31 protein-coding genes are annotated in these 15742 nt (G+C 61.0%); 15 read left to right on the top strand and 16 right to left on the bottom strand.

Features of this window, described 5'->3' with window-relative positions:
* Window positions 1-161: 161 nt before the first annotated feature.
* From KPG71_RS18950 to KPG71_RS18875, 16 genes are all read right to left on the bottom strand, one after another.
* Window positions 162-821, bottom strand: a complete 660-nt coding sequence (locus KPG71_RS18950; protein WP_216340215.1) for a hypothetical protein — start codon at window positions 819-821, stop codon at window positions 162-164.
* 14 nt (window positions 822-835) lie between these two features.
* Window positions 836-1897: a tyrosine-type recombinase/integrase gene (locus tag KPG71_RS18945; RefSeq protein ID WP_216340213.1), complete on the bottom strand. Its 1062-nt coding sequence runs from the start codon at window positions 1895-1897 to the stop codon at window positions 836-838.
* Window positions 1894-2079 carry a hypothetical protein gene (locus KPG71_RS18940; RefSeq protein ID WP_216340211.1) on the bottom strand — a complete coding sequence of 62 codons (186 nt, stop codon included), beginning with the start codon at window positions 2077-2079 and terminating at the stop codon, window positions 1894-1896. Before KPG71_RS18940 ends, KPG71_RS18945 begins: the two co-directional genes overlap by 4 nt.
* 40 nt (window positions 2080-2119) lie before the next feature.
* Window positions 2120-2692: a hypothetical protein gene (locus tag KPG71_RS18935; protein WP_216340209.1), complete on the bottom strand. Its 573-nt coding sequence runs from the start codon at window positions 2690-2692 to the stop codon at window positions 2120-2122.
* Window positions 2689-2874, bottom strand: coding sequence for a hypothetical protein (locus KPG71_RS18930; protein WP_216340207.1), 186 nt, complete (start codon window positions 2872-2874; stop codon window positions 2689-2691). Before KPG71_RS18930 ends, KPG71_RS18935 begins: the two co-directional genes overlap by 4 nt.
* On the bottom strand, window positions 2874-3101 hold the full coding sequence (locus KPG71_RS18925) for a hypothetical protein (protein ID WP_216340205.1): 228 nt from the start codon (window positions 3099-3101) through the stop codon (window positions 2874-2876). Before KPG71_RS18925 ends, KPG71_RS18930 begins: the two co-directional genes overlap by 1 nt.
* Entirely contained in the window at window positions 3098-3790 is a 693-nt protein-coding gene (locus KPG71_RS18920) for a hypothetical protein (protein WP_216340203.1), read from the bottom strand. Before KPG71_RS18920 ends, KPG71_RS18925 begins: the two co-directional genes overlap by 4 nt.
* Window positions 3787-4044 (bottom strand): hypothetical protein, encoded by a 258-nt coding sequence (locus tag KPG71_RS18915; RefSeq protein WP_216340202.1) that lies wholly within the window; start codon window positions 4042-4044, stop codon window positions 3787-3789. Before KPG71_RS18915 ends, KPG71_RS18920 begins: the two co-directional genes overlap by 4 nt.
* Window positions 4041-4607, bottom strand: coding sequence for a hypothetical protein (locus tag KPG71_RS18910; RefSeq protein WP_216340200.1), 567 nt, complete (start codon window positions 4605-4607; stop codon window positions 4041-4043). The genes KPG71_RS18915 and KPG71_RS18910 overlap by 4 nt, the downstream gene beginning before the upstream one ends.
* Window positions 4604-4813 carry a hypothetical protein gene (locus KPG71_RS18905; protein ID WP_216340198.1) on the bottom strand — a complete coding sequence of 70 codons (210 nt, stop codon included), beginning with the start codon at window positions 4811-4813 and terminating at the stop codon, window positions 4604-4606. The genes KPG71_RS18910 and KPG71_RS18905 overlap by 4 nt, the downstream gene beginning before the upstream one ends.
* 19 nt (window positions 4814-4832) lie before the next feature.
* The gene (locus KPG71_RS18900) at window positions 4833-5009 is read right to left on the bottom strand and encodes a hypothetical protein (RefSeq protein ID WP_216340195.1); all 177 of its coding nucleotides are present in this window, start codon (window positions 5007-5009) and stop codon (window positions 4833-4835) included.
* Entirely contained in the window at window positions 5006-5218 is a 213-nt protein-coding gene (locus tag KPG71_RS18895) for a hypothetical protein (protein WP_216340193.1), read from the bottom strand. Before KPG71_RS18895 ends, KPG71_RS18900 begins: the two co-directional genes overlap by 4 nt.
* Window positions 5215-5496 carry a hypothetical protein gene (locus KPG71_RS18890; RefSeq protein ID WP_216340191.1) on the bottom strand — a complete coding sequence of 94 codons (282 nt, stop codon included), beginning with the start codon at window positions 5494-5496 and terminating at the stop codon, window positions 5215-5217. Before KPG71_RS18890 ends, KPG71_RS18895 begins: the two co-directional genes overlap by 4 nt.
* The gene (locus KPG71_RS18885; RefSeq protein WP_216340189.1) at window positions 5493-5720 is read right to left on the bottom strand and encodes a hypothetical protein; all 228 of its coding nucleotides are present in this window, start codon (window positions 5718-5720) and stop codon (window positions 5493-5495) included. Before KPG71_RS18885 ends, KPG71_RS18890 begins: the two co-directional genes overlap by 4 nt.
* 3 nt (window positions 5721-5723) lie before the next feature.
* Window positions 5724-5915 carry a hypothetical protein gene (locus tag KPG71_RS18880; protein WP_216340187.1) on the bottom strand — a complete coding sequence of 64 codons (192 nt, stop codon included), beginning with the start codon at window positions 5913-5915 and terminating at the stop codon, window positions 5724-5726.
* 363 nt (window positions 5916-6278) lie between these two features.
* Window positions 6279-6611 carry a helix-turn-helix transcriptional regulator gene (locus tag KPG71_RS18875; protein ID WP_216340185.1) on the bottom strand — a complete coding sequence of 111 codons (333 nt, stop codon included), beginning with the start codon at window positions 6609-6611 and terminating at the stop codon, window positions 6279-6281.
* An 89-nt stretch (window positions 6612-6700) separates the two neighbouring features.
* Here KPG71_RS18875 and KPG71_RS18870 point away from each other — a divergent pair, with 89 nt between their 5' ends.
* From KPG71_RS18870 to KPG71_RS18800, 15 genes are all read left to right on the top strand, one after another.
* Entirely contained in the window at window positions 6701-6922 is a 222-nt protein-coding gene (locus tag KPG71_RS18870) for a hypothetical protein (RefSeq protein ID WP_216340183.1), read from the top strand.
* Between the two features lie 72 nt (window positions 6923-6994).
* The gene (locus tag KPG71_RS18865) at window positions 6995-7417 is read left to right on the top strand and encodes a hypothetical protein (RefSeq protein WP_216340181.1); all 423 of its coding nucleotides are present in this window, start codon (window positions 6995-6997) and stop codon (window positions 7415-7417) included.
* Window positions 7418-7449: 32 nt separating this feature from the next.
* Window positions 7450-7659: a hypothetical protein gene (locus tag KPG71_RS18860; protein ID WP_216340179.1), complete on the top strand. Its 210-nt coding sequence runs from the start codon at window positions 7450-7452 to the stop codon at window positions 7657-7659.
* Window positions 7652-8137, top strand: coding sequence for a hypothetical protein (locus KPG71_RS18855; protein WP_216340177.1), 486 nt, complete (start codon window positions 7652-7654; stop codon window positions 8135-8137). The genes KPG71_RS18860 and KPG71_RS18855 overlap by 8 nt, the downstream gene beginning before the upstream one ends.
* Entirely contained in the window at window positions 8137-8631 is a 495-nt protein-coding gene (locus KPG71_RS18850) for a hypothetical protein (RefSeq protein ID WP_216340175.1), read from the top strand. Before KPG71_RS18855 ends, KPG71_RS18850 begins: the two co-directional genes overlap by 1 nt.
* 277 nt (window positions 8632-8908) lie before the next feature.
* Window positions 8909-9133, top strand: a complete 225-nt coding sequence (locus KPG71_RS18845) for a hypothetical protein (RefSeq protein WP_216340173.1) — start codon at window positions 8909-8911, stop codon at window positions 9131-9133.
* A complete protein-coding gene (locus tag KPG71_RS18840) occupies window positions 9130-9384 on the top strand; it encodes a hypothetical protein (protein WP_216340171.1) in 255 nt (84 codons plus the stop codon). The genes KPG71_RS18845 and KPG71_RS18840 overlap by 4 nt, the downstream gene beginning before the upstream one ends.
* Window positions 9378-9650 carry a DUF6378 domain-containing protein gene (locus KPG71_RS18835; protein WP_216340169.1) on the top strand — a complete coding sequence of 91 codons (273 nt, stop codon included), beginning with the start codon at window positions 9378-9380 and terminating at the stop codon, window positions 9648-9650. Before KPG71_RS18840 ends, KPG71_RS18835 begins: the two co-directional genes overlap by 7 nt.
* Complete coding sequence (locus tag KPG71_RS18830) at window positions 9647-9973, top strand: hypothetical protein (RefSeq protein WP_216340167.1); 327 nt, start codon at window positions 9647-9649, stop codon at window positions 9971-9973. Before KPG71_RS18835 ends, KPG71_RS18830 begins: the two co-directional genes overlap by 4 nt.
* On the top strand, window positions 9966-10280 hold the full coding sequence (locus tag KPG71_RS18825; RefSeq protein ID WP_216340165.1) for a hypothetical protein: 315 nt from the start codon (window positions 9966-9968) through the stop codon (window positions 10278-10280). Before KPG71_RS18830 ends, KPG71_RS18825 begins: the two co-directional genes overlap by 8 nt.
* A 256-nt stretch (window positions 10281-10536) precedes the next feature.
* Window positions 10537-11679: a primase-helicase zinc-binding domain-containing protein gene (locus tag KPG71_RS18820; protein WP_216340163.1), complete on the top strand. Its 1143-nt coding sequence runs from the start codon at window positions 10537-10539 to the stop codon at window positions 11677-11679.
* On the top strand, window positions 11660-12505 hold the full coding sequence (locus KPG71_RS18815; RefSeq protein WP_216340160.1) for a ParB/RepB/Spo0J family partition protein: 846 nt from the start codon (window positions 11660-11662) through the stop codon (window positions 12503-12505). Before KPG71_RS18820 ends, KPG71_RS18815 begins: the two co-directional genes overlap by 20 nt.
* On the top strand, window positions 12502-12759 hold the full coding sequence (locus KPG71_RS18810; protein ID WP_216340158.1) for a hypothetical protein: 258 nt from the start codon (window positions 12502-12504) through the stop codon (window positions 12757-12759). The genes KPG71_RS18815 and KPG71_RS18810 overlap by 4 nt, the downstream gene beginning before the upstream one ends.
* On the top strand, window positions 12756-14621 hold the full coding sequence (locus tag KPG71_RS18805) for a DNA primase family protein (RefSeq protein ID WP_216340156.1): 1866 nt from the start codon (window positions 12756-12758) through the stop codon (window positions 14619-14621). Before KPG71_RS18810 ends, KPG71_RS18805 begins: the two co-directional genes overlap by 4 nt.
* 463 nt (window positions 14622-15084) lie before the next feature.
* Window positions 15085-15714 carry a transcription termination/antitermination protein NusG gene (locus KPG71_RS18800; protein WP_216340154.1) on the top strand — a complete coding sequence of 210 codons (630 nt, stop codon included), beginning with the start codon at window positions 15085-15087 and terminating at the stop codon, window positions 15712-15714.
* The last annotated feature ends 28 nt before the right edge of the window (window positions 15715-15742 follow it).

Below are 15742 nucleotides of genomic sequence, written 5' to 3'. Positions count from 1 at the left end.
TGGTAGGCCCGGAGGGTCCGTTATGACAGTGCAATTTCAATGGGTTAAGTCAAAGTGGGGAGGGCCAAAACCTATCAAATCCCATAGAACATAACGGGAAACTTTCCCACCTTTCAGTCGAACTGTTCAGGCTGGCATATTCCAAGAGCGCGGCCAGATTCTTATGGATGAATGCGCTTCAGCGGCTGATGCATTTTGGGCGGCATTGTTGTTGGAAGGCAGCCGTAGCCCTTGTGAGGATAAAGGGCATGCTGAAGATACACAAAACATGCCCGCGTATAACGGAAATATTGCTCCTGTAATTCTAGAAGCTCCTCGGTAAGGAAGCGATGATTTGATGGCCCCTTGAACAATTTACGAGATTGTTCTTCCATGTTCCTGAAAGTTAATCCTTCTGGATGTGTTCCCCAATTGCAGTGCGCATATTGGTTTCTGACGCTCTTGCACCACCTAATAGCGCCAAGGGCTTCACCATACTGCGCCTCCAACTCGATTGCTTCAAATTCAGGTCGAAGGATAGCATCCGCCAAATCAATCCTGGTCCCTTCATTTTTCAGCCCATAGAACATTGTCATAATTGATTTGCGGGTCTTTTCGGACATTGCGACTCGCAGGCAATCGCACAGTTCCCATTCTATTTCGCCGTAACCGGCGAGCATCTGAGCTACCAGCATTGCTTGCCTCGGATATTCATCAAATGGTGCTACGATGCGGGGAGGAGATGGTTTTTTCATAGGTGTGCCGTGCTTTGATGACGAATGGCGAAATGTCCTAAAACTAAGACACGATAGCATTTTTTCGCGCAAGTGGATGATCGCCATGAAAGTCTCTTAGATCAACCGCGCCACACCTTGGCGATCTCGGCCTCGGCCGCGCGCAGGCCGCCGGTGGCGAGTTGCTTGCGCTTGGCGGTCTGGATGTAGACTCGAGCCTCGTCTGCGCTTTCATCGCCAAGAACGGACATGATCACATCCTCGGACGTGCCGAGCTCGGCCAGCAGGGTGGGAACGCATTTACGCAGGCCGTGCGCCGTGAGGCCGTCTGGCAGTTCCGGCACGTCGCGCACGAAAGCAGAGAAGCGCATCGATGCCGATTTCTCGGAGTATGGCGCTCCGCGCTCGGACTGCCACCAGATCATTTCCTTGTATCGGTCGCCCAGCTCGTCGCGCAGGATTCCGAGAATGGGGATCTCGACCAGGTTGCCGGTCTTGCGGTGGCGCACCGTCAGGTATCCGTCACGCACATCCTTGATGCCCATAGTGCGGATGTCGGAGATCCGCTGCACGGTGAACAGAAGCAGGGCGAGGGCGATCCGGGCGCGGTGCCCCTGCGGATAGTGGTCCTTGAACTTCAGGACGTGATCGAGCGTCCATGCCTTGTGACCCGGTGTCTTGCCGCTCGGCAGGCGCACGCTGGCCGCAGGGTTGGCGCGGGCCAATCCGACTGTCTCATCGCAGGCCCAAGAGAAAGCGCTGCGCATAGCCTTGACGAAGTTGCGGGCCGCGAACCTCCTGTCACCGAAGCCATCGCGCACTTGGGCGAGTGCAGCTGGTGTCAGGTCAGCAACCGGCGTCGGCCCGTAGACACGGCAGAATCGCCTGTAGAAGTTCGCGCGCTGTGTCCGGGTATTCTCTGCCAGCTGAGCGAATGTGGCGCTGGCCTGATACTGGCGCAGGAGCCATTCGACAGATCCGCTGTCGACGCGCTCGGCCCCTTTGTTCGGCTTGTCGTGTCCAGCGTCCCATTTGCTGAATAACTCGTCGTATTCCTTGCGGAATTCCGGGGTTCCCTCGGCTGTGCGCAGGCGTGTCTTGCTCCATCCCGGCGGGCTGAAATACCAGCGGCGATTGCCGTGGCGATCTGTGTCGGAATAGAGGTATTTGCGACGGGCGGTCATATGGGCGTGCTGAAATCCGGTGTCACGGTATCGCGGTCCAGCATTGCCTGTTCGAGGTCATCGCGCAACCAGAACCGGCCACCAGTGGCTTTCTGCCCCTTTGGGAGTTCACCTGCGTCGACCGCGCGAAGGAAGGAATTCAACGACATTCCACAGTAATAGGCGGCGATCTTCGCCTTCATCCTGAACGGAGGAAAGGGATATGTGCCGCCGTCTGGCATGTCAGGTTTCAGTTTCGCGCTTGGTCTGGCCGGGTTCGGCTGGCATCACGCGCCAAGCGCCATCACCACCAGCCCTGCGGATAAAGCATGTCGGGCACAGAACGCCGCCAGGATCGTCTGTCGCATCAGCCCCGCCCATGACGCTGTTCCACAGATCATTCGGCGCGAACCAGTTTACGTTCTCGCAACAACACTCCTGGCAGCGCGTATCACCCAGCTGCTCGGCACCCTGCTGTGGGCTTCCAGCCCGCTCTGCCATCCGCTGGCGCATCAGTCCCGGCTGGGCCGGAAACGCTTCCTGTGCGGCCTCCAGCTGCGCGGTCACCAGTGCGAGTTCGTTTTCGGCCTTCTCGGCCCGCTCAAGCGCGATGCGCAGGCGTTCGGCTTGGTATTTCTCGGCGCTGTCGTAGATGTCGGCGTCGACATACTTGTGAAATTCACGGTCACGTTCCTTGTCGCCTTCCCACCTTGGCACTGTCGCATGCTCCGAGAGAACCGCGTGAGCTTGTCCGTTGTGATGCTGATCGAGTGCAGCCAGCCAGATTTCGCGCGGCCATTCGATTTCGTCGGTCATTGGCTGTCTCCCTTATCGGGGAATCGACCAAGCCCGGCCTTGTCCAACGTGCCGTTCGCGACGTGCCGCGAGATGGTGCATCGAGTAACCCCCAGAGCGCGCGCAGCTGCCGCGTATGAGGGATAGTCCACATCACGGATGGTGACCGGTTTGGATTGCGTTTCGCTGAACCAGGTGCGCATCAGTTCTCTCCCCGTGTCTGTAGCGCCGCTCTAAGATCGGCCGCGAGCGTTACGTTCGTTGCATTCGACGCGAGCCGGGAACGGATCAGGCGATCCACTACGTCTGCCATTCGACGCAGCCCGCCAGCCTCCAATTCTTCTGCCACCTTGGCCGCATCCCTGACGATCTGGCGGGTCTTGCTGCTCTTGATGTTGTCGAAATTGTATTGGCGCTTGGGATTGGTCATGCCGCGGTCTCCTGTTCGAGGGCATATCCACCCCATTGTTCGGCTGCGGCCTGCATCATTCCGGGGAATGAGCGGTTGCGCAGGCGGGTCCGTTCCGGGCCGGGCGGCAGGCGGTGGACGCGGTTCCAGCGTTTCCATTCGTCGCTTCCGCGCTCGGGCTCAGGCAGGCGGTTGGTTTCTGTCAACTCGGGCAGGCCCTGCAGATACCAGCCGGTGTTCTTGTATTCCGGCTCTCCGAACCAGAACGGCTGAACCATCTGCGGAGTTGGCAGGCCGTCTGGCATCCTGTCGCGGGCGAGGTCGTTCATTTCAGGGTTCTCGATGGCCACGCGCTCAATCGGCGCTGTCCAGCAGGTGGTGAATACGCTCACGCCTTCCTCGAACTCGGCTTTCATGCTGTCCCATGTGCGTCCGTTGGGCAGTCGCTTGGGCGGGGTCCACTTGCCTGGGCCGCTCATCCAGCGCCGCCCGGAGCGACACAAGCGAGTGCAGGGCGGGTGCATCACTGCCAGCAAGTCCCATCCTTCTGTCAGGATGCCGTCGCGCACGTCGCACACGATATGCCGGTTGCTGCCATCCTCGGCCGGCAGAAGATCGCAGGACCACACGTCATGCCCGAGCGCCAGAAACGCCCGCCGGGCGATGCCGCTGGTCTCACAGGCTATCAGGACGCGCAGCGGGCGTGTCATGCCCGATCCTCCAGAAAACGAACCAGAGCGCCATGAAGCTGATCAATGTCGGCGTCGGAATCTTCGCGGAAGACGCTGTCCTGTCTCGCCTCGATCAGCAGGCGCAGGCTGTCCGCCATGATAGTGAGGGTGTCGCCCGATCCGATGTTTCCCATCGGGGAAATCTTACCGTCACGAACGTCCTCGATCATGTCCGTCGTGGCGGCGGATGCTTGGCTCGCAGCGGCCAGTAGCTTGTTCATTCGTTCACTCAAAGCTTGATCCTCCCTGCAATCACCTGGTCCAGCCACTCGGGCTGACCATCTGCCGGGGTTTCGACCTGCGAATTTGCGGCGTTGATCGCGGCAATGCAGGCCTTGGCGTAGGGGAGCATGGTTTCATCCATCGAGCGCGGCTGGGGTGGAGTGTGGTCATTCACCGGGCCGATGTCGGATCGGCAGCAGGTTTCCACCATGCAGCAAAGATCTGAGCGCATCACGGGCAGGGCCAGTTTCAGGGCTTCTTTGGTCTCGCGCGCTTTCTTTTCTTGGTGTCTGGACCGTATGTCGTGACAGCAGGCGGGCGAGTAGTCCGGCGCGTCATCCTCATGGATATATGTCATGCCATCTTGGTTTGGGCTGTCCATATTGGGAAAATGCACAGCAACCTCGGCCAAGGTATAACGCCCGGCTTCCTCTTTGATGCCAGTGTATCCGTGTGCATTTGGCCTGTAGTATAGGTTTCGCTTTACGATCAGATACTGGTCAGACCGTGCGTCCGAAGCACACGCCACGCACTGCCCGCCGTCGCAATCGTTATGCAATCTGGTGTCAGTCACGCGCTTTCCTTCCGTGTCAGGGCCTCGATCCATTTCCGGGCATCTGCGCGCGCCGCCTGGTCATCGCTCAGGGCGAGAACCACGCCAGCGGCTTCGAACAGTTCCAGATCAGTGTGGTCCGCCGGGCTGGCAAGACGGCTGCGCGCCTCGCTCAGTCCCGGCGGGCCGAGGTCCGGTCCGTGAGTGATGTTGGCCGGATTGTTCATGACGTGGTTCCTTTGTCGGTCATGCCACCACCTGCAAGATGAAGGCGCTCACAGCCAAAAGCGTTGTGATCAAGAGCCATGCGCCGAACCGGTCGCGCGCGTCTTTCTCGACCATCAGGCCAAAAACAGCGGCAGAGCACAGAGATAGAAACACCAAGACCGCGGCAGTCGCATGAATGATGATGGTGGAGGTCATCTGCCACTCCTTTCCATTTCGCGGATGATCCGCGCGCCGTTGTAGAGAATTTCGGGTGAGCACCCCCAGCCACGGGCGAGGGCATCGCCGCCCCTGATCAGATCGTTTGCGGCGGTGCGTGGGTCGGTCACGAGATCCAGAGCCTCGATCACGCGGTGCGTATCCGGGCAGGCCAGCTTGGCGATGAGAAGGCGCAATCTGTCGATCATGACGCAAGCTCCCCCTCGTATTTCTCAATTCCGGCGTCGGTGACGTAGAAATGCTTGCCACAAAGATCGATCGAAGCTGTGATCGAGCCTTCGTCCATCAGCTGATCGAGCGCTTTTTGTATCCGGGCTTGAGACCATCCGTAGGGATCAACCGAAGGGCGACCGCCCATCTGATAGAAGACGCTGTGGGTGCTCATCATACCGATGCCAGACGGCACCCAATTGCGGATGCGCCGAAACAGGACAGCGCCGTCGAACATGTCTGGGGTTCCGCTCATTTCACCAATCCCGCGATCAGCTTCACCCAGACCAGCAGGCCGGGCAGGGCGAACAGGACCAGCCAAAACGCCAGCGGGGTCTTGCGCCCGTTGGTCAGCCAGCTGTCGAACCAGCTCAGGAAGCGTTGGAAAATACCGGGGGCGTCGAGCAGATCGCCCCCGGTCAGTGCGCCGGGGTCAGGTTTCACAGTCCCGGCGTGTTCGGTGAGTGAGTGGCGGGTCATGTCTCAGCACCCCGTCGAAAAGCAGTGGCCGGGGTTGGCCGTTTCCAGCGCGACACGGTGGGCGACATGGGCGGTGAGCGTGGCGGTCATGGCCACGACACCGGCGACGATCACCGCCAGCAGGAGCCAATGCACCAGGGGCCGGGGCGGCGGGCGCATCTGCCGTTCGTATTGTTCTGCGAGGTATTCGTGCATCGGTGCCTCCATCGGGTGCGATGGGGGCGACAATCGTACATAATAAGTGTACCGTCAACAATAAATGTACATTAAATATTTACCGCCAAAGATTCGATCCCGCCTTCTGATCGGTGCCGGTTGGTACAATGTGTATCGCGAAAAGTGGTGCCTGATGTCATTCGTATGAGGATTTTCAGTATTGTTTGCCGGTCCTTCAAGGCCTTATCGGGATATCCCCAGATCGCATCGCTTATCAACATTGACGCGCTGCGTTCCCGGCGCTTACGCTTGGGGAACACACCCGGAACATTTGAGACCACCCCATGTCATCTAAGATTATGTTTGCTATCGGAGGATTGTTGCGTCGCGTAGGGATCGACCTCAATCTGGCATTTGATCCGATGTATTTTCTATCTCGGAAAGTTTCTCGAAAAGTCGATCCTGTATGTCTCCAGGAAGCTGAGCATAATCGCCACAAACCATGAAATTTAGATCAATCCGGTGCTGTCTGTAGAGGTAAATCATCAGGTTGCGGCTTGGGTATGACATTGCGCTTTCAGCATTATTGATGGCCGCTTTGGTGACCTTCACGGCCTTGCCGAGATCGGCCTGGCTGAGGCCAATAGATTTGCGCGCTGCGGTAAGCCGGATGCCTGCAGCCTCTTTGGACGTATCTCCCGTCCGCGCCAGCTTGGTTTTGTCCTCGTAAGTCATGTCTGAATTATCTGCATGGGTACAGAAAATGTGAACGGACATAGATTCTGAGTATTGCGGGTACATAATATATGTACTAACGTGCCGGCATGATGACCGTATCCGACATTTGCACGGCAATTGGCCGCAAGGAAATTGAGCGCGCTCTCGATGTTTCGAAAGCGGCGATCAGCAATGCCGTGGCGAACGGAAAGTTTCCGCCCGGCTGGTTCGACGTGATCGAGGCCGAATGCGCGAGGCGTGGCATTCCATGCGACCGGAACCTGTTTGCGTTCAAGAGGGCATCCGAAGCCTCGGAGGATGCCGCCTGATGTCGAGTGCTGTCCCATATCGTTACGCTGCCAGCACGCGCGCATATCCGCAAAGCAATGGAGTTGCCCACCATGGCTGATCTGACCGCAGACAAGGTATTGCAGGCCCTGAGCAGGCTCGGCCAGAAGGTCGCGAAGGCGGCCAAGGTTCAAGAGCGCCATCGGGCCGATACCAGCCCTGACATTCCCGGAGTGATCATCGCGGGAACCGTGCACATGACCGAACCGGATGAGGCCGAGCGCATCGCAGAGGCGAGGATCAAGGAACTGACGGAAGGTGTGCCCGCGTCGATAGGCCGGGTGATCGGCTTTGAAGATGTGATCACTGCACAGGATGCCCGCGCCCTTCAATTTCGTCAGCCCCATCAAGCAGCATTTTTGCGAGGCGGCGTGCCGCGCTCGGGGTCATTCGGAATTGGTGCTGCTCTTCAGGCGGGATTTCGGCGCCTATCGTCGTGGCTTCGCCGCCTGCTTCGTAAAGGCGAAGAACAATGAGATCGGCGTCGGGAAAACTCATAAGGCAGGCCTTGGCGCTGTTGATCAGCGTGCTCACGGGTTGGTTCGGCTGTCGATACAGAAACCCGTCAGGCCCTACAGTTGCGGATTTTTCGGTCATGCGCGGTTTCCTTTCCGTGGGTCGCGTGTGGATGGTGGCGGGCGATCTGTTAGCGTCCGCCACCGACATGATCTGTGCGGCTTCCCCGCGCGTCAAGCAAGGGGGCCTGCTGAATGGCTGATCCGCGTGCGAACATCCATGCGCTGATGCGCGGTCTGGTGGCCCGGTATTTCCCGTCCCAGCAAAGCGCGGCCAAGGAAATGGCCGATTTCTGGCACCCGACAGGCAATGCCGGTGACGATTACGACACCGCCGATCTGTCGCGCAAGATGAACGGATCCCGCCAGTGGACAGTGAATGACGTGATCGCGTTGCAGTCGATCGCCGGAAGCACCCGCGTGACGGATGCCATGGCCGAGGGGCGTAAGGCAGGTAAGCCTCAGCGTGACCCGCTGACCGCGCTCCAGCACGCCCGTGCCCTGGTGCACGAAAACGGCGAGGGGGTCGAGGCACTGATGGCCCTGCATGATGGCGGATCGCGTGCCGATGCCCGCGCCGAGCTGGTCGACATCGTGGAAACCGCAAAGCGGGCCATCGACGATCTGGACCATTGCGACATGCTGGCGCTGCGCGCCTCCGATCAGAAGGGGCTGAACTGATGCTGCAACGTGTCTCGCCCACCGTGCGCCGCGCCAAGCTGCGCGTCCTGCCAGAGGATTGGACCGCAGCGGATGACAACAAGCTGCGCGACACCAAGGGCAAATACGCCAAGATCGCGGCCCTGTCGGACAAGATGCAGATCGCCGAGTCCGCACTGATCACCCGCTGGCACCGGCTGCGCTCGGAATCCGTGAAGTCCAAAGCGCCGAAGAAGCAGTCGGTCGACAAGGCGGATATGAAGCCGGTGCCGGGTTATGACACCGGCCTAGATGCCGCCAAGGCTGTCTTGAAGCGTCCGCAGCATGTCCAGCTGGCCGATGCGATCCTGTCCCGTCCGGGGTGTTCCCCGTCTGATCTGGGCGCGCTGCTCGGTGTCAAAGAACAATATGCAGCGCGCTATGTCAGCGAAATGCGCGAACGCCTAATGCGTGTGGGCTGGACGATCAGCACCTACAGCAAGGGCCAGGGCTACAAGTTCGAGCGCAAGGCATGACGGTGTTCGGCGCTCATATCCCGGCGCGGCCCTCGGCTGCATCCAACCTGATCCGCTTGGCGCGTGGCGGTTATCGCGCGCCTGTTCGTAGGACGGTCACTGCCGACCGATCCGCCTCAACACCTTGTCCCGGCGGTGCCATCGCGGCCCGCCGGGCCTTTTTGCCGTTTTGCTCAGGCGGGCTGCCTTTGGATCGCCTGTCCCCTCCCCAAGGCTGGTTACGCAACCCAGGCCAAGGTGTGGCCCGTCTGAGTCAAGCGGCGATTGGAGGCCACCAATGACCCCCACCAGACAAGACGATATTCGCCTTTTGAACATCCTGCACATGAAGGACGTGGAAGGCATGACATGCGCCGCCATCGGTGAGTGCATGGGAGGCTCGAAGTCCAGCATCATCGGGGCCGTGAACCGCGTCAACAAGGACGCCGACAAGCACGGCTGCAAGTGCCGCAAGAAGGCCAACCGGGACGGTGGCATGAAGCCGAAATGGTGGGCATCATGAGCGCGCATTCCGTCAAGACCCGCCGCCGCCACCCGAATCCCACGACCTACACCCGCGAGGCTTTCGAGGTGGCCCACGTCACGTTCGAGGTCGCGAACCATCCTGAGAACGGCGTGACCTTCGCGCTTATTGCTGGCGAGGCCGAGACCGCCAAGGATCGCCGCCCGCTGTTCACCGGTTTCGTGACGCCGGACATGGCCGCGCAACTGCGCGCTCTGGCGGATCGGATCGATGAGGTGGCGCCATGCTGAACCGCCTCGAAATCCTTGAACGCGCGGCCCAGATGACCACCGGTGATCGTGACACGGTCCACGGCTCGGCGGAAAAGAATTTCGAGCGGGTGGCGGCGCTGTGGTCTGCCTATCTCGACATCGAGCTGAGCGCGCATGACGTGGCTGTTCTGCAGGCGCTGTTCAAGATCGCGCGCATCAAGGGCAACCCGCAACACGGTGACAACTGGATCGATATGAGTGGCTATGGCGCGCTCGGCGGTGAGATCGCGGGGGCCAAGCCATGAGCCGATGCCCGCTGACCGCATTCTCGACCGAGACCTATCTTGCGACCCGCAACGCCCGGCTTGGCCGCCTGACCATGAGCATGAAGCTTAAGCTCGCCTGTGTCGCCGTGGCCTTGCCCGAGGGGCATATGCCGGCACGCGAGGCGGTGGCGCAGTTCATCGACGGGGTCGACGCGGATCCGGCGTTTCATGCCGATCAGCTGGATCGGTTCATGGGCTGCTGGTCGATGGAGACGTTCATGTCAGACGATCCGGGCTTCGATATGACGACGGTTGAGCCCGAGTTCGACTGGCAAGGCCGGAGGGATTGCGGTCATGGATAAACGGACCCGCCTTGCCAGCCAGGCGCTGGTCGCGATCAGTGCGCATGTGGCGATGGCCATGCCTTCCGGCCGTGATCTGCAGATGTGGCGGCAGGAATTGCGCGATCTGCTTCCTGACTGTGAGGGCTGCCCGGAGCGCATGGTGCCGGTCAAGGCCTCGGCCGAGTGGCTTGTCGCTGCCAGCGGTGCCACCGAAATCGCCAACGCCCTCGCGCGGTTGCAGCGCGAAGTTAAGGTTTACTACGCCCTGACGGCAGGGCATCGCATCGAAATCTGGCGCGAGTGCAAGCGGGAGGTCGCGGCATGACGCAGGATGAATGGGGGCCTTGGATTGAGCATGTCGGGCGTGGGTGTCCGGTCCCTGTCGGGGAATATGTCTGCATCGAATGCTGCGTGGGATACAAGTTTCCATCAGGCACGAGGCGCTACGAATTCCGCGTGAATGAAAAGGCCCTTTCATGGCGGCATTGGGGGAAAATTCTCCGCTACCGCATCCGCAAACCTCGCGGCCTGACTATCCTCCAACGTATCGCAGAGCAGCCCGAAAGGGAGCGGATAGAGGCATGACCGTGCGCGAGGATCCCCGACTGGCAGAGGCCAAGCTGATCCCGGCTCAGGAAATGGTCGACAGGCTCGGCATTGTCGGGCTGCGTCGTGCCGGGCAGGAGCTGTCCGGGCCGTGCCCGCATTGCGGTGGCCGGGATCGATTCAACATCAACACGCGCACGGGGGCCTTCCTGTGCCGCCAGTGCGATATGCGCGGGGGTGACGTTGTTAAGTTGGTTCAGGAAGTTCTGGGCCTCGGCTTCCTCGATGCCCTGTCATGGATCTGCGGTGAGCGCCCGGCCCAGATGGACGCGAAGCAGATGGAAGAGCGCCGCCGCCGCGCTGCAAAAGCCGAAGAAAAGCGCCAGCGTGAAGCCGCGCGGTATCGTGAACAGGCGATCCGTGACGCGCGCCGGATCTGGGCCGCTGCACAGCCTGCCGAGGGAACGCTTGTGCGCGACTACCTGGCGGCGCGGGGGATCACGCCAGAGCTGATGCCGGTCATGCCGCTGGCGCTGCGGTTCATTCCGAGCCACGGATACCTGAAAAAGATGGATGGCGAGACGGCTGTGCGCCATCGAGGCCCGGCCATGATCGCCGGTGTTCTGTCGCCTCGGGGCGAGATTGCTGCCGTTCACCAGACGTGGATCGATCCGAACCCGCCCCATGGCAAGGCCAAGATCGTGGTCGGGGAGGAAACGCTGCCCGCAAAGATGGTGCGCGGATCCAAGAAGGGCGGCGCGATCCGCCTGTCTGGCGATCTGGGCCAGTTTCACACGCTGGTGGTGGCCGAGGGGATCGAGACCACGCTTTCTGCTGAAGTCGCGACGGGCGCAGATGGCGTGGCGTTCTGGGCCGGTGTTGATCTGGGCAACATGGCCGGGCGCATGGAGCGGGTTCAGGGCACGCGGCATTCCGGCAGGCCGGACATGAGCGATTCCGATGCCTTCGTTCCGCCGCCGGGTTTGAAGCGCATGATCTTCGTTCAGGACGGCGACAGCGATCCGAAAGCGACCCGCGCCAAGATGCTGAGCGGCTTGCGCCGGGCGATGGCGCATTTTCCCGAGCTGCGGGCGCAGATCGTCCACGCGGGCGCGGGCCAGGACCTGAACGATGTGTTGATGGGGAAGGGGGCAGAAGATGAGCTATCGCAGGATTGATGTGAGCGGTGAAGAGCGGCGAAACAAGGTGTTCTTCAACTCTGAACGCCCTGAGCTTTCGTGGGTGCCGATTGAGGCCCTGATCATCAACGAGGCCTATCAGCGCCCGATCGAGAAACGTGGCTGGCAGTCGATCCGCAAGATCGCCGACAATTTCGACTGGGGGCGGTTCTCACCGCTGCTGGTTTCGGCCACGGGTGCGGAAACCTTCGCCATCATCGACGGTCAGCACCGTGCCCATGCCGCCGCCCTGTGCGGCCTGTCCGAAGTGCCTGCCCTGGTGGTCGACCTGACCGAACAGGAACAGGCGGCTGCGTTCTCGTGGGTCAATGGCACGATCACGGCCCTGACGGCCCTGCAGATTTACCGCGCGGCACTGACCGCGCTGGAACCTTGGGCGGTGCAGTGCGAGGCGGCTGTTACGCGCGCGGGCTGCAAGATGATGACCTACAACAAGACGCACAAGGCCAAACGGCCCGGTGAGGTCTATTGCATCGGCCTGGTTCGAAGCGTGATCGAGGCGGGCCATGGCGCGCATCTGATCGCGGCACTTGAGGGGCTGCGCGGATCCGCGAATGGGGCAGAAGCGCATTTCTATGCCGTTAGCACGTTGCACCCATTGATCGGGGCGGTGACCGAGCTTGGCATCACCCGAGCCGAGATCGTGACCAGATTTCTGGACGATAACGACCTGTGGGGCATTCAGGAGCGCGTTCACAAGCTGCGCCAGTTGCCGGAGTTTCGCGAGTCGCCATTCACCAAGTTGCTTGCGGACTCGATCCGCGCACTCCTGAAACAGTGGCAGAAGGAACGCGCCGCCGCATGAACCACGTATCCCTGCCAGAGGCCTGCCCGCGGGATCGCGAGGTGCAGCATGTCGTGCTTCAGCTGGTCGAGGCCTATGCCTTCAGTGAGGCCGCGGCCGTGTTGAACACGCGCCTGCGCGAGATTGCCGACACCCGCCAGAGCCATATCGAGCGCGTGTTTCTTGATTGGTGCGGCCTGCCAGAGAATGACCGCCCGGAATTCCTGACCTATGCCCATCGCCGCCGCCGGCCGGAACTGGAGGGCGGATCGTGACGGATCACACGGACGATATTCGAGAACGCTTCGCGCAGGCCGAAGACGTGGCGCCGGATCCCGATCTGAGCGTGCCCGAGGCCACCCCGCACCCCGATCAGGGCATGGGCGGCATGGACGATGGCCCGCCACCACATGGCGATGACGATGGGCCGGATTACAGCTCCGGGGCCGCATTGCCGCTGAACGATACCGGAAACGGGCGGCGGTTTGCGCTCTACTTCGGTGATCAGGCGCATTTCTTTCCGAGAATCGGTTGGCACTGTTGGGATGAACGACGCTGGGGCGCTGACGATGATGAACTGCGCGTGCGCGCTCTGGCGCAGAAGCTGCAGGACATGATCGAGGCCGAGATCCCGTTTCTTCGCCTGACGGAGTCGGAACAGCGGAACCAGGACCGCCACGATCACCTGCGCGCCGAACTGCGCCGGATGAAAGATTGCCCTGACGGTATGAGCCCGGAAGAGCATATCGAGAAGCAAAGGGAGATGCGCGCCGAGCTGGATGGGCTGGTGGGCAAGCTCTGGGGGCGCGGATCGACCCGTGCGCGCCATATCTCGTGGGCCAAGTCGAGCGGCAACAGCGGCGCGATCAAGAACATGCTGGTCGAGGCAACCGTGCAGCTCGGCCGGGATGTCGATGATATGGACGCCGATCCGCTAACGGTGAACACTGAATCCGGCCTGATGCGCTTCTCCGTCGAGGGCGGTGGCGATGCCGGGTTTTCGAAGCAGGCCGAAATGGAGCTGGTGCCACATGCGCGCGAGGTCACCATTCCGGGCCGCAACGCGCCGCAATACATCACCAAGATGATGCCGGTCGAGTATGACCCGAACGCCGAGGCCCCCTTGTTCGAGGCCTTCCTGCGCCGGGTGCAGCCTGACCCGGCCATGAGGGCCTTCCTGCAGCGCTGGTTCGGCCTGTCGATGACGGCCATGCCGGTGCAGAAATTCGCATTCTTCTACGGATCCGGGGCGAATGGTAAATCCGTCCTGGTCGACCTGATGGCCCGGATCATGGGAGACTATTCCCACGCGGCCAAGATCGAGTCCTTCACCGGGCGCAACCGCAGGGGCGGTGGCGATGCCACGCCTGACATCTTCCCGCTGATCGGGGCGCGCATGGTGCGCAGCTCGGAGCCGGATGAGGGTGAGCGCCTGCAGGAAGGCCTGATCAAGGAGCTGACCGGCGGTGAGCCGCTTCTGGTGCGCAAGCTGCATGGCGACTTCATCGAGGCGCACCCATTCTTCAAGCTGACGATCAGCGGCAACCACAAGCCCGATATCAGGGGCACGGATGATGGTATCTGGCGCCGCATCCTGCTGGTGCCCTTCGATCAGCAGATCCCCGAGAATGAGCGCGACGAACACCTGATCGACAAGCTCTTCGCGGAACGCTCCGGCATCCTGAACTGGATGGTGCAGGGCCTGACGGAATACCTGGAAGGCGGTCTGCAGGAACCTGAAGCGGTTCTGGCGGCCACAAAGGACTATCGCACCGACAGCGACCCTATCGGCAGTTACCTGCGCGAGTGTTGCATCGTCAGCGGCGATCCGGCCGACTTCATGACCGCCCGAGACCTGATGGACGGGTTCAACCTCTGGCTCGACCTCAAGGGCGAGGGCATGTGGGGCGCACGCACCGTGTCGCTCAAGCTCAAGGCCCAGGCGGGCCGATACAAGGATCCGGCGACCGGGCTGGCCTACACGGCCGCCAAGCAGAAGGTCACCGGCTATCGCGGGATCAGGTTCCAGGACCTGTTCAAGACGGAGTTCGATGAGGCTCCACGCAACAAGCAGGGCCACCCGATGGCCTATTCCGAAAGCCGCCGAACCGGCGGCGATGAGGATATAATCACGTGACCCGGCGGGCGGCATATCCCGCGCCAGCCGCCCGCACCCCGCACCCCCTCAGCTTCCTTCGGACTTTCAGGCCGCTTGAGCGGCTCGAAAAACGCTGTGTCGGCCCGAGTGCCCGAATACGGGGTCGGGGGGAATATGTGCGAAATCAAAGGCTTGTGAGGCGATTTCGGCTTGATCGGCCCGAGCGGCTTGAAATGCCAAGTAATACGTGCGCGCGCGTAACTCCGGGGTCTGGGGTTAAATGTTACTCTTACGCGTTAGTTGGCATCTCGGGCCGCTCAGGCCGTTCGGGCCGTGATCCGCCCCATTCTGCGTTTCTTTACAATGGGTTGTCTCTTGACGCTTTTCGAGCGTTTCAAGCCGACATTCTCACTCTCGGGCCGTTCAAGCCGACATCCCATTCCTTCGAAATCAACAGTTTGTGTTTCTTCCTATCGGGTAAACAAAATACAGAGGTGACAGCATGAAACAGGGTCAGATCATCGAGAAAGATGGTGTCAGGTTTGGTGATCTTCGGATCGGGGATGTGGTGCAGGGTAGCAAAAGGGCGATGTTTGCCGAGCCTCTGGATCGTCCGGTGTGGAACATCCTGCGCTGTGCACCTCAGAAGGAACTGGCCGCAATCGCATGGCTGAGGGTCAAAGGCGTAGAGGGTGCCTTCTGTCCGACAGAGGAATGCTGGCGGCGGTTGCCGAGCGGGCCGCGCCGCAAGGTCAAGTATGATCGCCCCGTCGCGCCCGGCTATGTGTTCGCCCTGTTCGAGCGCAGGCCGGTCTGGCATCACCTGTTCGAAGCATCCCGAGGGAAGCTGACCAAGGTGATCACGCTCGGCGGGGAACCTCTGGACGTTCCGGAATCCAAGATCATGGATATGAAGCGCGTTCCGGGCCGGATCGAGGCGCTGCGCCGGAAGGCCAAAGAGCGGGCGATCATCCGAAAGGGCGATAGGGTCGAGGTCACGGACGGGCCATTGGCAGGCTGGTCTGTCGACGTATCGCGCATCGATGCAGGGCTCGCCTGGTTCGTGGTGCCGCTGCTGGGTGAGCGAGAGGTGAGCGTTCCTGTCGATCGTGTTCGGAAGCTGGGCTCTTGACGGATAGCGGGCAGCTGTGGCACGTTGC

Source organism: Roseovarius sp. PS-C2, assembly GCF_018862045.1.
Classification (GTDB): Bacteria; Pseudomonadota; Alphaproteobacteria; order Rhodobacterales; family Rhodobacteraceae; genus Roseovarius.
This window is presented reverse-complemented; position numbering and strand designations above follow the sequence as displayed.